General features: G+C 68.7%; 13 protein-coding genes. 6 read left to right on the top strand and 7 right to left on the bottom strand.

The features are described from left to right. Nucleotides 1–9 precede the first annotated feature (9 nt). Nucleotides 10–1086: a phytase gene (locus tag BSF38_RS03455; RefSeq protein WP_076343473.1), complete on the top strand. Its 1077-nt coding sequence runs from the start codon at nt 10–12 to the stop codon at nt 1084–1086. A 16-nt stretch (nt 1087–1102) separates the two neighbouring features. Here BSF38_RS03455 and BSF38_RS03450 read toward each other — a convergent pair whose 3' ends face one another. Further along, nucleotides 1103–2386, bottom strand: a complete 1284-nt coding sequence (locus BSF38_RS03450; RefSeq protein WP_076343472.1) for a hypothetical protein — start codon at nt 2384–2386, stop codon at nt 1103–1105. Beyond that, the gene (locus BSF38_RS03445) at nt 2383–3753 is read right to left on the bottom strand and encodes an OmpP1/FadL family transporter (protein ID WP_083712666.1); all 1371 of its coding nucleotides are present in this window, start codon (nt 3751–3753) and stop codon (nt 2383–2385) included. The genes BSF38_RS03450 and BSF38_RS03445 overlap by 4 nt, the downstream gene beginning before the upstream one ends. Before the next feature lie 189 nt (nt 3754–3942). On the opposite strand from BSF38_RS03445, the gene BSF38_RS03440 reads away from it, so the two are divergent. Then, nucleotides 3943–4296, top strand: a complete 354-nt coding sequence (locus BSF38_RS03440; protein WP_076343470.1) for an STAS domain-containing protein — start codon at nt 3943–3945, stop codon at nt 4294–4296. Between the two features lie 133 nt (nt 4297–4429). Here the strand turns inward: BSF38_RS03440 and BSF38_RS03435 are convergent, their stop codons facing one another. Beyond that, complete coding sequence (locus tag BSF38_RS03435; protein ID WP_237170722.1) at nt 4430–5797, bottom strand: hypothetical protein; 1368 nt, start codon at nt 5795–5797, stop codon at nt 4430–4432. Nucleotides 5798–6264: 467 nt separating this feature from the next. Between BSF38_RS03435 and BSF38_RS03430 the strand changes: the two genes are divergently transcribed. Together BSF38_RS03430 and trhA are read left to right on the top strand one after the other, a co-directional pair. Continuing rightward, nucleotides 6265–7074, top strand: coding sequence for a PEP-CTERM sorting domain-containing protein (locus BSF38_RS03430; protein ID WP_076343469.1), 810 nt, complete (start codon nt 6265–6267; stop codon nt 7072–7074). A gap of 150 nt (nt 7075–7224) precedes the next feature. Continuing rightward, nucleotides 7225–8067 (top strand): PAQR family membrane homeostasis protein TrhA, encoded by an 843-nt coding sequence (trhA, locus tag BSF38_RS03425; protein ID WP_076343468.1) that lies wholly within the window; start codon nt 7225–7227, stop codon nt 8065–8067. 21 nt (nt 8068–8088) lie between these two features. Here the strand turns inward: trhA and BSF38_RS03420 are convergent, their stop codons facing one another. After that, a complete protein-coding gene (locus BSF38_RS03420) occupies nt 8089–8481 on the bottom strand; it encodes a response regulator transcription factor (RefSeq protein WP_076343467.1) in 393 nt (130 codons plus the stop codon). 379 nt (nt 8482–8860) lie between these two features. On the opposite strand from BSF38_RS03420, the gene BSF38_RS03415 reads away from it, so the two are divergent. Further along, complete coding sequence (locus BSF38_RS03415; protein WP_076343466.1) at nt 8861–9832, top strand: sensor histidine kinase; 972 nt, start codon at nt 8861–8863, stop codon at nt 9830–9832. 139 nt (nt 9833–9971) lie between these two features. Here BSF38_RS03415 and BSF38_RS31185 read toward each other — a convergent pair whose 3' ends face one another. Both BSF38_RS31185 and BSF38_RS03410 read right to left on the bottom strand, forming a co-directional pair. Next, nucleotides 9972–10148, bottom strand: coding sequence for a hypothetical protein (locus BSF38_RS31185; RefSeq protein ID WP_168189271.1), 177 nt, complete (start codon nt 10146–10148; stop codon nt 9972–9974). Between the two features lie 52 nt (nt 10149–10200). After that, nucleotides 10201–12003 carry an ABC transporter ATP-binding protein gene (locus BSF38_RS03410; RefSeq protein WP_076343465.1) on the bottom strand — a complete coding sequence of 601 codons (1803 nt, stop codon included), beginning with the start codon at nt 12001–12003 and terminating at the stop codon, nt 10201–10203. 275 nt (nt 12004–12278) lie between these two features. Between BSF38_RS03410 and BSF38_RS03405 the strand changes: the two genes are divergently transcribed. Further along, on the top strand, nt 12279–13121 hold the full coding sequence (locus BSF38_RS03405) for a hypothetical protein (RefSeq protein ID WP_076343464.1): 843 nt from the start codon (nt 12279–12281) through the stop codon (nt 13119–13121). 16 nt (nt 13122–13137) lie between these two features. On the opposite strand, the gene BSF38_RS03400 is transcribed toward BSF38_RS03405, so the two are convergent. Then, nucleotides 13138–14067 carry a S1/P1 nuclease gene (locus BSF38_RS03400; RefSeq protein WP_076343463.1) on the bottom strand — a complete coding sequence of 310 codons (930 nt, stop codon included), beginning with the start codon at nt 14065–14067 and terminating at the stop codon, nt 13138–13140. Nucleotides 14068–14283: the final 216 nt, after the last annotated feature.

Here is a 14283-nt window from a genome sequence, read left to right as displayed (position 1 = left end):
TTGGGAAACATGATGACGCCGATGCGTAAATCCGCCCTGACCCTCGCCGCCGCGTTCGCCGTATTCTCGCCGATCCAAGGGTTCGCCGAGGACGTGCTCGCCCCTCGGATCGTGATCGAGACCGAGACCGTCCCGCACGCCGGCGACGCGGCCGACGACCCGGCCGTCTGGGTCCACCCCGACGACCCGGCGCAGAGCCTCGTTCTCGGGACCGACAAGAAGGGGGGCGTGATCGCCTTCGACCTCGCCGGCAAGCGGATTCAGGAGGTCTCGCCGGACCTCCGGCCCAACAACATCGACGTGATCTACGGCTTCCCGATGCACGGCGGCGCGGTCGACCTGGCCGTCGCGGGGACCCGTGCCGAGGGCAAGCAAGGGGTCGCGATCTGGCGGATCGACGCCGCCAACCGCCGGCTCGCCGAGATCGCCCCGGGGCCGGCGTTCACTGTGTTCGGCGGGACCGAGCCGTACGGCACCTGCGTCTACCGCAGCCCCAAGGATCAGGCCTTCTACATCTTCGTGAACAACAAGAAGGGGAAGGTCGAGCAGTACCGCCTCGACTCGCCTTCCGAGGGCGCGGTGCGGGCGACGTTGGTCCGCGCGTTCGGCGTCGGATCGCAGACCGAGGGGTGCGTCGCCGACGACGACCTGGGGGCCTTCTACCTCTCGGAAGAGTCGGTCGGGATCTGGAAATTCTCGGCCGAGCCCGACGGCGGGACTGAAGGGGTTTTGATCGCCAAGGTCGGCGAGCACGGGCTGACGGCCGACGTCGAGGGCCTGACGATCTATCGCGGCGCCCGCGACGCCGGCTATTTGATCGCCTCCAGCCAGGGAAGCGGCGACTTCAAGGTGTTCGAGCGGGCCGGGGCGAACCGGTTCGTCGCGACGATCGACCTGGGCCTGGCCGACGTCGACGGCCTCGACGTCGTCGCCGTCCCCACCTCCGCGCGGTTCTCCCGTGGCCTGTTCGTCTGCCAGGGAGGCAAGACCACCGGCGCCAACCAGAACTTCAAATACGTCGCCTGGGACGAGATCGCCGGCGACCGCCTGCTCATCGACGCGTCCCGATCCGTCCGCGGCCGGTGACGTCGAGCACGTCCGGTCAACGGCCGATCGGCAGGGTCAGGAACGGGCCGGCGGCCGCCTTGTTGCCGAAGTCGAGCCGGCCGAGCTGGAGCATCAGGGCGAGGGTCGACTTGCTGGCGTGGTCGCGATCGTCGATGTAGTACCAGTAGCCGCGATACGAGATCGCGACGAACGCGCACGGCGGAGGCTTGTGGCCCTTGCCGCAATGGACCTCGAACAGCCCCTGGGTCAGCTCGCGGCCGTCGATGGGATCGCCCGCGTCGTCGGTCTGGGTCTTCACCAACCCGCAGCTCAGGTGCTCCTCGGGAACCTCGACTCCATTGGCCAGGTAGTACATCACCTGCGACGCCGACCGGGTCATGACGCGGATCTCGGACGAAGGGGGCCGAGGATAACGCATGGGGTCGGGTATCACACCGGGGGCGACCACGACGTCGTAGGCGGGCCGCCCGGGTTCCAGATTCAGCAACTCCATCAGCTCGACCACCTCCGGGCGATCGACCGCGCGAGGGTTGATCCGGACGACCATCTTCGTCCCCTTGCGGACGAGGACCATCTTCCCGTCCGGCTGGGCGCGGAGCTCGACGCCCGACTTGGCGGCGTCGACGGCGGCGGCGGCCGACGACGACTCGATCGGCAACGGCCCCCCCACGACCGTCTCGTGTTCCTCGACCCGGAGGCTCGACCATTCCTGGGTCTGAAGCTCCTGAATCAGCTCGGTCGCCCTCTGGAACCTCCGGAAATCCGAGATCACGGCGCGTTGCGGTCCGCTTGCGGTGACCGCGTTGGGGACGCCGTTGAGACGCTCGACCCAGAGGCGGAGGATCACCGAGGGGGGCCAGCTCGTCTCGATCAAGAAGGCGAGCGTCTCGGGCGGGGCCGGGGTCATGAACTGACGCACCGCGTCGCCGTCGTCGGCGGGCAGCAGGGTGATGGTCGGCCGGTTCGCCCCGCTGACGTTCAGGTTCGGCAGGATCGACGTGAACGTCCTGAAGATGACGTTGCTGTTGCTCGGGTTGGGGGCGACGAAGAACGGCTGCGCCTGAGCGCCGCCGGCCAGCTCGTACTGCGACGCGATCGACGAGACGTTCAGATTCAGCGGGGTCTCGTTGTACCGCATGTGGACGATGTTCCGCAGCAGTTGCTCCTCGCCCACCGTGCGGATCGCCTCCTGGTAGCGCCCGTGCGTCTTCTCCAGGAGCTTGGGACCGAACGCGCAGCCCGACGGCACGACGAGCGCGCCCAGGCACGCCAGGACCAGACCGATTCGGCCGCGCGCCCCGCCGGGGAGTCCGATCATTCGTCGCTTCCGGCGTTCGCGACGGCCGCCGGAGCAGGCGGGGCGGGGGCCGGCTGCGGCGTCGCGACCTTCTTGCCGCCGTACTGAATCGTCAGGCCGGCGTAGATGACGTCGACCTGAGCGTCGAGCCGGATGCTGCTGCCGGGGACCTGGCCGATCGGCCCCTCGATCGCGTTGCGGAACCCGTGCTGCCAGGCCAGCGAAAACGCGACGTCGTCGGTCATCCGGTACGAGACGCCCATCGACAGCATGTGCTGGATGATCGCCGGCGCCTGGGCGTTGAACAGCGTCTGCGGCGACCGCACCGGGTTGGTGTTGAACAGGTAGCCGCCCATCAACGACAGGCGATCGGTCGCCTTGTACTGCACGCCGGTCGCGACGGCGAAGACGCTCCGCCAGTCGAGGCCGCCGTCGGCGATCTTCTGGCCGAACAGGCTGGCGTTCGCGTAGTCGAAGTAGCGGAGGTCGACGTCGATCAGGGTCTTCGGCAGGCCCTTGTAAGCCACGCCCCACGAAATCACCTCGGGGAGCTGCGCCTGCACGCCGATGCGCCGGGGCGACAGGTTCGGGTTGAAGCTGTTGTACGCCCACCGCTCTTGCCAAACGGGGCTCTTGTAGGAGAACCCGAGGTTCCAGTCGTCGCTCAGCTCGTAGAGGAGCCCGAATTGGAACCCGCCCCCCCAGAACGGCCGCCCGTTGGTTCCGGCCGGGAACGTGGCCACGCCGTACTGGTCCTTCGGCCCCGCCGCGAAGAAGGCCGGCGAGAAGCTGATCGTCCCCGCCGTGACGACCGGCCCCCCCGCCACCGCCAGCTTGTCGGTGACCTGGAGCGAGGCCATCGGATTGACCGACAGAATCGACATATTCGCATAGATCGGCCCGAGGCCGAAATTGTTGGGCGGCTGACGAGGCCCCAGCACCGGGGTGCTGTAACTCCCCGCGAAGTTCACGCCGCCCCCCACCAGGCCGAAGATCCCCAGGCCGAGCGTGAGCGGCGAATCCTCCTTGAGCTTGAACGACGCGCCGACCGCCAGTCCCGAGGACACGCCGCTGTCGCTCCGCGCCGTGCCGAACCGGTTCGCCGGCGGGAACGCGCCGCCGATCGAGTTGGCCTGAAGCTCCGAGGCCAGATGGATGCTCGGAATGGCGAGGGCCGTGCTGATCAGCGCTTCCGGCCGCTTCAACCCGCTGAGGATCGCCGGGTTCCAGTAGCTCCCCCCGAAATCCACCGGCGCCGCCACCGACGCGCCGGCCATCGCCGAGTTGATCGGCCCGGCGCTCGGGGCGAAAATCCCCTGCGCCGTGGCGGCCGACGACGCCGACAGCCCGAGCAGGACAGCGACCAGCGAAGAACGCAAAGCTCTCATTCGCCGCCTCGGAAAGATGTGCCGATTGTGCGGAAAGAAATGACATTGCGGTTATTCGGCCGCTCGCTCCAGAAACTTGAGCCGAATCGCAAACCCGCCTGAAACCGCGCCCGGTCGAGCCGCCGGCTGTAGAATAGAGTGGACTTCCTTCTTATTAAAGATGGGCTTCAACGCAAGCGAGGAGCGACCATGGCGCTGAACATCCGGAACGACGGCGACGTGACGATCCTCAGCAACTTCCGCCAGTTGATGAACGACCCGCGGTACGTCGACTCGGCGCGCGACGTCGACGAGCAGCTCGACCAGGGGGCTCGCAAGTTCGTCATGGAGCTGGCCGGCGTCCACGAGACCGGCGCGAGCTTCCTCGGCGTCTTGATGACGCTGACCCGCGAGATCCGCCGGCGCGGCGGCGAGGTCGTCATCGCGCGTCCCAGCCCGCAGATCGCCCAGTTCCTCGTCGACATGCACATGGACGATTTCTGGGACGTCTTCCGCTCAGTCGACGAGGCCCAGCAGTTCTACGGCCGTCACGACGTCGAGTGAAACCGGCCGTAACCTATTCCGAGCCCTTGAAATACAAGCCCGAAGCGCCAGCGAGTGAATCGTCCCGCGAACCGCGTCGCGTCCGAAGCGGCCGGTTGAACCATTCACTCGCTGGCGCTTGCGCCGGCTCGAATCACTTGGCGGCGGCGGGCTTCTTGAGGTCCTTATGGAGGTCCTTGAGGAGCGAGACGGCCTCGTCGACGATCATTTCGCCGGTGCCGGGGGCGACGTAGCTGTGGAGGCCGGTCCAGGTCTGGTAGCCCCCCAGCTCGTGGCCCTTGCGGTCGGGGACGTAGCCGATGTAGTCGTTGGCCAGCTCGAAGACGTAGGTGTAGCGGAACGGCGACCGCCGCTTGATGTCCTGGCCGAGCACGGTGAAGAATTCGGCCGGCACGCCGACGACCGCGACGTCGCCGATCCGGACCGCCTGGACCCACGTCTTGCGCTCCTCGCCCTTGTGCGGCGCCAGCTCCTTGCGCATGTCGCGGAAGACGTCGACGACGAACTGAATCAGCTTGGGGTCTTTGAGCACGTGGTTCTCATAAGCCACCACCGCCGCGTCGTCCTTGGCCTCGTCGAAATCGCGGACCTTGAAGGTCACTTCCTTGCGAATCGCCCGCACCGAGTCGACCTTCCGGGGCTTGGCCTTGCCCAGCGCGTCGCGGACGGCCTGCTCGATCCGCACGATCATCTCGGGGCCCTTGAGGTCGAGGTTGTGGGTCGAACCCGAGGCGCCCTCGAAGAACAGCACGGTGCTCCCCAGCTCCTTCTCCAGCTCTTGGGCGGCGACGCCGTAGAAGCCGGGCGACCGCACGTTGCCGGTCTTGGTTCCGATCGTGTGGGTCGAGTGGTTGAACATCACGGCTTCGAGCTTGCCGTCGTTGCGGCGGAACGCCCAGACCGGCAACTCGGGGTCGAACGGGCCGGTCGGCCGCACCACCTCGTCGCGCGGGCCGACCCAGAAGATCATGCCGTTCGACAGCAGCAAGCGGCTGTTCTGCCCCACCGACGATTCTTCGCCGAGGCGGAACTCCATCGTCACCGGCGCCAGCCGCTTGTTCGCCGCGACCACCGCCTCGACCGCCTTGTCGCCCACGAGTTGCGTGAACGCTTCTTCACGCTCGTATCCGTGGACCTTGACCGTCGTCGGCGCGTGGTGGGTGTGGGTGCAATTGATCAGGACGTTCTCGAACGGGATGCCCGTCGCCTTCTCGATGTCGCGCGCGGCGCGGTCGAGGACGTCGCGATTGATCATGAGCACGTCGCACTCGACCAGCGCGACCTTCGCCCCTTGCGGGTCTTGCACCACCAGGGCCGTGGCCCGCAGTTCGCCTTCCTGGGCGTCGACCTTGTGCGGCCCGATGCCGCCGCCGATCACCAACGCGTTGTCGGCCGGGATGTTCGCGGCGGCCGCGCCCGCCATCAGCTCGCCCGCCCGCGCGGGGCCAGCCGCAACGGCCGCCGTCAGCACGGCCGAAATCGTCAGGAAATTCCGTAGCATCACCACTCCAGCCTCCGCGAGTTCTCCGATCCAGCGGCCGACGCCTCGCCACGACGCGAGCCGGCCCGACCGCGCAGTCTATCGCGGTTGGGGAGCGGTCGAAAGAGCCTGGCTAGCGCGGTTTACTTTTGGGATGCAGGCGGACCGCAGCCGAATTCCCTTCTCCCCGCGTGCGGGGAGAAGGTGCCTCGAAGGGGCGGATGAGGGGTCTTCGACCGCCTTGGCCCTGGCCCCCCCTCATCCGGCCGTCCGGCCACCTTCTCCCCGCGTGCGGGGAGAAGGTATGCTCGCGACAGTCTGCTTTGATTGCTGTCTGCAACCCATTAGCAAACCGCGCTATTGCGTCCTCGGCGCGGAATTCCGGCTTGATCACGCCGGCGGGGTCGTGTTACAAGGCGGGTCGACACGTCTTGGCCGATCGGGCCTTGTTCATCACATCACTGGGATTCCAAGGAAGGAGCCCGTCGATGCCACGCCAACCGCGCCGCCGTGCGGCCCGCGCCTCGCTCTCTCGACGGCTTGCTCTCGGCTTCGGACTGATCGCCGCCGCTTCGAGCCCGGCGCTCGCCTCGACGATCGCGACGACCTACGCGCTGACGGCCGACGAGCAGGGCAAGGCGACGGTCCTCGACCAGTCCGGCCGGACCGTTCCACTCCGCAGGGGAGTGCTGCCGACTTACATCGTCTATCGCCTGGACGGCTCGGCCAAACTGCCCGACGGCCTGCCGACGCTGGCGGTGCGGCCGTCGCTGTCACGAGGCGCGACCGGCCCGCTGCGGCTCGACGCCAGCGGCCAATCGGCGCTCAACGCCGCGCTTGCATCCAACGGCCAGGCCGCCGTGCTCACGCCACGGCAGACGTACCTCGTCGAGTCGCTCGCCTCCGTCTCGGCCGCCGCCGCAACCGCGACCGCGACCCCCGCCGCGGCCACGACGACGACGCACGCCTCGCTCGTCACGGCGGCCGTCGACAAGGCGGACGCGACGGCGAAGCACTGGTACGGCACGAGCGCCTCCGCCTTCAAGCGGTGGAGCAACGAGATCCGCAGCAGTCTGGGAGGCCGCCTCAAGCTCCGTTCGCCCCGGATCGTCGACCATAAGCCCCCCGCCCCCACGCCCTCGTTCACGACCACGAACACGGCGGCGCAGGTGCTGGTCCCTCCCCACGGCGCGACGGCCGCGCAGGTCCTCGCCGCGCCGGTCCCCGAACCCGCCAGCATTCTGGTCTTCGCCGTGGCGGGAATAGCGGCCGGCATCCGCCTTCGAAAGCGGTCGTAGGGCGGTTTTTCGTCGCGGTCGTCGTTTGCGGAACCGGCGGAGTCGGTGGGCGGTCCGAATCGATCAAGTGACTCAGGTGGTACGGCCGAATCCAAGGCCGTAGACTTGAGTCATGTCGATTCCGATGGACCGCCAACCACGGTGCCGCCCATGTCGCTTTTCGATCTGCGCGAGCCAATCAGCGCCTGGAGCCACGGGGCGGGGATGATCGCGGCGTTGCCGGTCGTCTGGCTGTTGCTGCGCCGAGGCCGCGACGCGCTGCGGTCGGCCGCGACGGCTGACGAATCCTGCGACCGCGACTTCCACCAGGGCAAGCTCGTCTGCCTGGCGGTCTTCGGCGCGTGCCTGGTCTTCTGCTACGGCGCCAGCATGCTCTACCACGCGGCGAAGCTCCAGGGCGAGCCCCTGGGCCGGCTGCAACGGCTCGACCATGTGGGGATCTTTTTGATGATCGCCGGCACGTTCACGCCGGCGGCCTGGGCGCTGATGCGGCCGTTGTGGATGCGCGGGGGGCTGGTGCTGGTGTGGGGCCTGGCGTTGACGTGCGCCGCGAGGGTCTGGATCGGCGGCCCGTTCCCCCCCTGGCTGGCGACCAGCGTGTACCTTGGGCTGGGCTGGGGGATGATCGTCGGCTATTACGACATCCAGCGCGGCCGCGGCCACCGGATGCTGCTGACGTTGCCCCTGGGCGGAGCGCTTTACAGCGTCGGGGCCGTCGTCAACCTCGCCCACCGCCCCGACCTGTTCCCCGGCGTCTTCGGCTCGCACGAACTCTTCCACATGTTCGTCCTGGCCGGAACCGCCGCGCACCTCCACTTCATGTTCCACGTCGTCCTGCCCGCCGGACCTCCCGTGCGCTCGGCGACCGAGACCGAGACGGAGCAGGGGACGGAGCCGATCCGAGGGCGGTTCGCGACCCCCAACTTCTCGCGTCCGCAAGGCGTCGGCATGAACGCGGCGTCAGGCGCCGTCTACGTCGACAACGGCTCCTGACGCTCTCGGGTTCGCCCCGACTCAGCCGAGGACGGCTTCAAGGCGGGTGGTGGTGTCGGGGTTGGTGAGTTCGGCCTTGCCGAAACCGGGCTCGGCGCCGGCGGCGCGGGCGGCCTCCTGGGCGTCGGCGAAGTTGCTGACGAGCATGATCGGGACCGAGGCGAGCGCGGCGTCGGACTTGATCGCCTTGACGACGTCGACGCCCGGCGTGCCGTCGGCGTCGAGCAGGCGGTTGACCAGGACGAGCGAATACCGCGCCTGGCCGAGCGCCTGCCGCGCGTCGTCCAGCCCGTGCGCCCGATCGACCTGCGCCCCGAACCGCCCGGCCAGATGCTCGGAGATCGTCCGGTGATCGAAATTGCACTGACCGACGTTCAACACGCGCGGCGATTCCCCCTGGGTCGGCTTCGACATATCTGGCGCCTCGATGTCTTTCTTTTCGAATAAGGTATCAGGACTGGCCTCGCGACTTGAACAATTCTACCAACGGGTCAAGCCGCGCGCCGCCAGCGAGGTCAGGGAATCACCAGGCGAACTTTTCCGCTTTCCGCTTGAGGGACGATGGCGAAACTCCGTCGACTCGGCTAACATGAAGACAATCTCAGAATCGCTTGCCCCGGTGCGGGGCAGTCGAAGCACATCTGCCGGGCGACACATCCATGACGGCAGGCGGTGGGTGCCCGCCGGAACGCACAGACGCACGCGGCGGGAAGGTCGAGTCGACCGGTTTCGCGTTCCCCAGGATGGATCATCCGAAGCTGTAGATGCACAGGCGGCGTGAAGGATGGCCCACATGAACACCGAATTGTTCGAGCACAATTATCAAGTCCTCACACGTCGGGCGTCGGCCCTGCACGCGGCGCCGACGACGACTCCCCAGGAACTTCAGTGCCGGCTGGACGAGGCTTCGGCCCTGGCCGACGACGCCATCGGACGGCTGCGGATCGCCGAGGCCCGACTCCGTGAAATCGAGGAACGACGCAGCGCCGAGGACCAATCGCCCTCGCCCGCGCGGCCGGTCAGCGAAAGCGTCGAGGCGGACCACGGCCGCGAGCAAGCGTTGGCCCTGCTGGCCCACGAGCTGCGCACGCCGCTGGCGGTGATCCTGAACTCCGTCTACTATTGGCGGCTCGCCGAGAACGACCCCACCGCGATCGAGCAGGTGCGCGAATTGATCAGCCGCCAGGCGCATCGCATGTCGAAGCTGGTGGACGATCTCCTGGACCACTCCCGGATCACCCGGAACCAGATCCAGCTCTGTCTGGAGACGGTCGACGTGGGCGTGATCGTCAGCCGCGTCGCCGAGACGATCCGGCCGCTGATCCAGTCGCGCGGGCACGAGTTGACGGTCACCCCGCCGCTGGATCGGATCGACCTGACCGCCGACCCGAACCGCCTCGAACAGATCCTGATCAACCTGCTGACCAACGCCGCGCGGTACACGCCGCCGGGTGGAAAGATCCGCCTGACGGCGTGCCGCGAGGGGGACGAGGTCGTGATGCGGGTGCGCGACACCGGGATCGGAATCGCGCCGGAGGCGGCGGACCGGATCTTCGAGCCGTTCACCCAGTTGGATCGCAGCGCAGGCCACGCCTCGGAAGGCCTGGGCCTGGGCCTGTCGCTGGTCAAGGCCCTCGTCGAGCGGCACGGCGGCGCCGTGACCTGCACCAGCGCCGGACCGGGCCGCGGCTGCGCGTTCACCGTCCGCCTGCCCCTCACGCGCCCCGACGTCGGCCCTGAGCCGACGTCGCCTTGCTCGGCGTGAACGGCGGGCGGATGAGGAAGGGCGATCGCCGAAGCGGCTCGAACACGCTCTATTACGATCACCCCTCATCCGGCCTGCGGCCACCTTCTCCCGAAAGGGGAGAAGGCATGCTCGCCACGGCCGGGCGGGGGTCGCAGCATCATTTCTTCTTCTTGGGCGCGGCCTTCGGCTTCGGCTCGGCCTTGGCTTCGGCCGGCTTGTCGGCGGGCTTCACGTCGGCGGCGGGCTCGGCGTCGGCGCCGTGTTCGAGCGGGCGCGACCCGAAGATTTGCTCATGATTGGGAAATCCGTACTTGCGAATTATAGGTCCGGACATCGCTCCTCCTGTATCGTATGCGTTGGGGTAGACGACCGATTCGACCATCCCATTATAACAAAGCGCGGGGCGGGAAAGCGGGGCGGGCCTGGGCGTGGGTCGGGGGGGGACCGGGGTCGCCGAACTGGCGGGCGCAGAGGCGGCGGTAGAGGCCCGAGCGATCGGCCAGGAGCTGGGCGTGAGAGCCCATCTGGACGATCAGGCCGCCGTCCATGACGACGATCAGGTCGGCGTCGACGATCGTCGACAGCCGGTGCGCGATGATGATCGCCGTGCGGTCGCGCAGCAGGTTCGCGAGCGCGGCCTGGATGAGCGCCTCGCTGGCGGTGTCGAGCGAACTGGTGGCCTCGTCGAGGATCACCAGGGCCGGGTCGCTGCAAACGGCCCGCGCGATCGCCAGCCGCTGGCGCTCGCCCTGGCTGAGCTTGAAGCCCCCCTCGCCGACGAGCGTGTCGTAGCCTTCGGGCAGGGCGACGGCGAAGCCGTGCACGAGCGCGGCCCTGGCGGCGGCCTCGACCTGGGCGTCGGTGGCGTCGGGGGCGCCGTAGCGGATGTTGTCGGCCAGGCTGAGCCGGAAGACGACCGGGTCTTGCAGCACGACGCCGATCTGCCGCCGCAGGTCGCCGGTGGGGATGCGGTCGACCGGCACGCCGTCGAGCCGGATCTGGCCCCAGGTCGGGTCGTAGAAACGCATGAGCAAGTTCACGAGCGTGCTCTTGCCGCAGCCGGTCGGACCGACGAGCGCGACCTTCATGCCCGGCTTGACGTCGAGCCGGACGTCCCAGACGACGGGCTCGCCGACGACGTAGCCGAAGCCGACGCGGTCGAAGACGACGCCCCCCCGGGCGCGGCCGTCGGGGCCGGGGAGCCGGCGGGCCTCAGCCGGCTCGGGCTCGGGGACGTCGACTTCGCGGTCGAGGATCTCGCCCAGGCGGTCGACGCTCGCCGCGGCCTGCTCGAAGACGTACGCCAGGTCGGCCAGGCGGGCGACCGGGCCGAAGACCATCGCCGCCAGCGCCGCCGTCGAGACCGCGCCGCCGGCCGTCAGCCGGCCCTCCAGCACCTCGTACGCCCCCATCGCGAAGACGACCGCCGTCCCCACGCCGCCGATCGCCCCGCTGATGTTCGCGAACGCCGCGCCGAGGTTGCTGTCGCGGACGCGGGGCGTGTGCGCGTCGTCAAGCTGGGTGGCGAAATCGGCGATCTCGTCGGGCTCGCGGGCGTAGGCGCGGATCACGATCGTGCCGTCCAGCTTCGCCTTCAACCCGCCGAAGATCAGGTCCATCTTCTCGCGGATCACCGTGCTCGTCGCCCGGATTCGCTTCATGAAGAAGCGGAAATTGAGCGCGAACAGCGGCGCGACCGCCAGCACCACCGCCGCCAGCCGCCAGTCGCGGTAGAGCAACAGCCCGGCGATCGCCAGCGTCGTCCCGAGGTCGGTCAAGATCGTGAACGTCTGGCTGGTGACGAAGACCTGGATCGCCCCCACGTCGTCCATCACCCGCGACAAGATCGCGCCGCTGGGGGTCTCGTCGTAGTACGAGAGGCTGAGCCGCTGGAGCCGCTCGTAAAGCGCGTGGCGGAGGTCGCGGACGACCCCCTGGCCGACCCGGCCGATCAAGAGCCCGTTGCACCAGGCGAGGCCCGACTGCGCGGCGAAGACCGCGAACAGGCCGACCGCGTACATCGGCAGCAGGCCCCACTCGTTCCGCGTGACGACGCGGTCGATCAGCCCCTGCACCAGCAGCGGCACCGGCAGGTTGCAGACCGCCGCCGCCGCCGTCAGTACGAACGCCAGCGCCAACGACCTCTTGTAAGGGGCCAGCCAGCCGCCGATCCGCCGCAACGTCTTCACGATTCCTCGTCGAACCTCCGTGACCCGAACGCGGCGTCGACCGACGGCCGTTCCCTCGTTGAATCGTATCCATCCGTCAACCCCCGGCCAAGCCGAACGGCCTTGCGCGCGGTCGGATATTCGGGTTGCCCGACTTGAGGAAATCGTGATAAAACGCGGGCCGAACGCGGAAACGCAACACGTCACGACATCCCATCGCGCCGAAGTCCAACGTCAAGAAACGGTCGCCAGGACCCCCTTGACTCCCCATATCAATCATCCGGAAGGACCCCGCCATGATGGCAAGGACGACGACACGCACTCGGCTCGCGACCGCCCTGTTCAGCCTGGCCGCGACCACGGGCACGGCCTGGAGCGGCCCGATCGGATCGAGCTTCACGCTGTCGCCCTCCGAACTCGGCAGGCCGGTCTTGCTGGACGAGAACGGCACGCAGATCAGGGTGCTGAAGGGCGCCCACGGCGCGACGAAGAGCCTGCCGGCGGGCGCGTCGCCGACTTATGTGGCCTACCGGCTCGATAAGGCGTCTGAGCTTCCCGCGGGCTTCCCGACGATCAACGTGGGACCGGGGACCGCGCAGAGCGGTCCGGCGCGGGGGCCGCTGCGGCTCGACACGCTGGCCAAGACGGCCCTCGACGCCGAGCTGGCGAAGTCGGGCGAGGCCGCCGTCCACCTGCCGCGCCAGACGTACGTCGTCGAGTCGCTCTCCTCGCTGCTCGGATCGACGTCCGGCGACGCCGCGACGCAGATCTGGATGGCCTCGACCGCGACCGGCGGCGCGAAGCCCCGGCCGGCGGCGTCCGACGGCTCGTCGCTGGGCGACACCCTCAAAGGCTGGTTCACCAGCAGCACGAACGCCGTCCAGAACCTGAACACCCAGATCGCCGACGCCATCAAGCGCCAGCTTTTCCTCGATCCGCCCAAGCCCGTGATCATCCCGCCGAAGACGAAGACCACGACCAAGACCGCCGCGCAGCTCCTGGCCCCTCCCGCCGCCGCAACAGCCGACGGCTCGATCCAGCCCGCCCCCGTCCCCGAACCCGCCAGCCTCCTCGTCTTCGCCGCCGCCATCGGAGCCGTCGCCCTGCGCGTCCGGGCCGGACGAACGCGGAATCGGTGATCGGAAACGGGGATGCTCAACGCGCGGGAACCGGGACCTTCTCGCGCGCCGGTTTGGCCGTGGGCTTCTCGGCGAAGGGCTTCTCGGACGCGGCGGAGTTGAGGACGTCGGACAGGCGAAGGCCGGCCTGGGCGAGGCGGCGGGTGGCGAGGGGGAGGTTGAGGTCCTGGTACTCCTTGCCGATCCGCATGCCGGTGCGAAGGTACTCACGCGAGCCGGGGACGCGATAGGCCTGGCGAGCGGCTTCGAGGCTTTCGTCGACCCAGTCTTCGACGTTCCCCTTGATCCAGTCCTGGGCCTCGGGGCGGCGGGCGAGGAAGACCAGCTCTTCGACCAGCTCGCGCTCGCCCTTGTAACCGATGCGGAGCAGGCCCGAATCCCAGATCTGGTGAAGGTTCGTGCGGTCGTCGCGGAAGAACGTGAGCTGGACGTTGTTGCCCCCCCGGTCGCGGCGGTCGCCGACGTGCATCGGCTGGTGGGCGTCCTCGACCAGATGGACCACGTACCGCAGCGCCATCCGGCGACGGGCCTTGGGGGCGGTCTTGTCGGCCAGGATGTTGTAGAACTCGTGGAACTTCGAGACCACGCAGCCGTCGCGGCAGTCGCGGGCGGAGTAGCCGTCGGCGTCGAGCGGGACGTTGACGAAGTGCCAGGCGCCGCTGCCGGGGATGTCGCGGCTGTTCTCGTCGGCCCAGGTCGAGGCGTCGGCCAGCGACTCGCCCTCGTCGAGCAGGCTGCGGACCAGGGCCTTGGCTTCGGGGGAGAGCCGGGTCTCGGCCAGCCTCGTGGCGGCGCGGTGGGCCATCCGCCCCCAGGCCATCGCCGGCCGGTCGGGAAGGATCAGGGCCGCGATCAGCGCGGCGACGAGCGCGAACGACGGCGCGGCGGGCTTGCGGCGTCGGCTCGGGTACGCGCGGCGTCGCGCGGCGAGGTCGTCGAATCCCATCACGGGACGGCTCCGAAGTCGAGGGCGAAAGGTCGGGTGAAAGGGCCGACCGCGGCGTCGCGGAGAGGGCGGCGAGCGACGGCGAGCACGATAGCATCAGCATAGACGGGGGCCCCGCGCTTTTGCTAGTGTGGCCCCAGTGCTGGGTCGAGCTCGCGTTTCTGGAGATCCGAAGTCCAGAGAGGGTGGCCCGGGTTCGGCTTCCGAACCCGGGGG

This window comes from Paludisphaera borealis, from assembly GCF_001956985.1.
Taxonomy (GTDB): Bacteria; Planctomycetota; Planctomycetia; order Isosphaerales; family Isosphaeraceae; genus Paludisphaera; species Paludisphaera borealis.
Note: the sequence above shows the minus strand (reverse complement) of the source record. Positions and strands in the feature narration are given on the sequence as shown.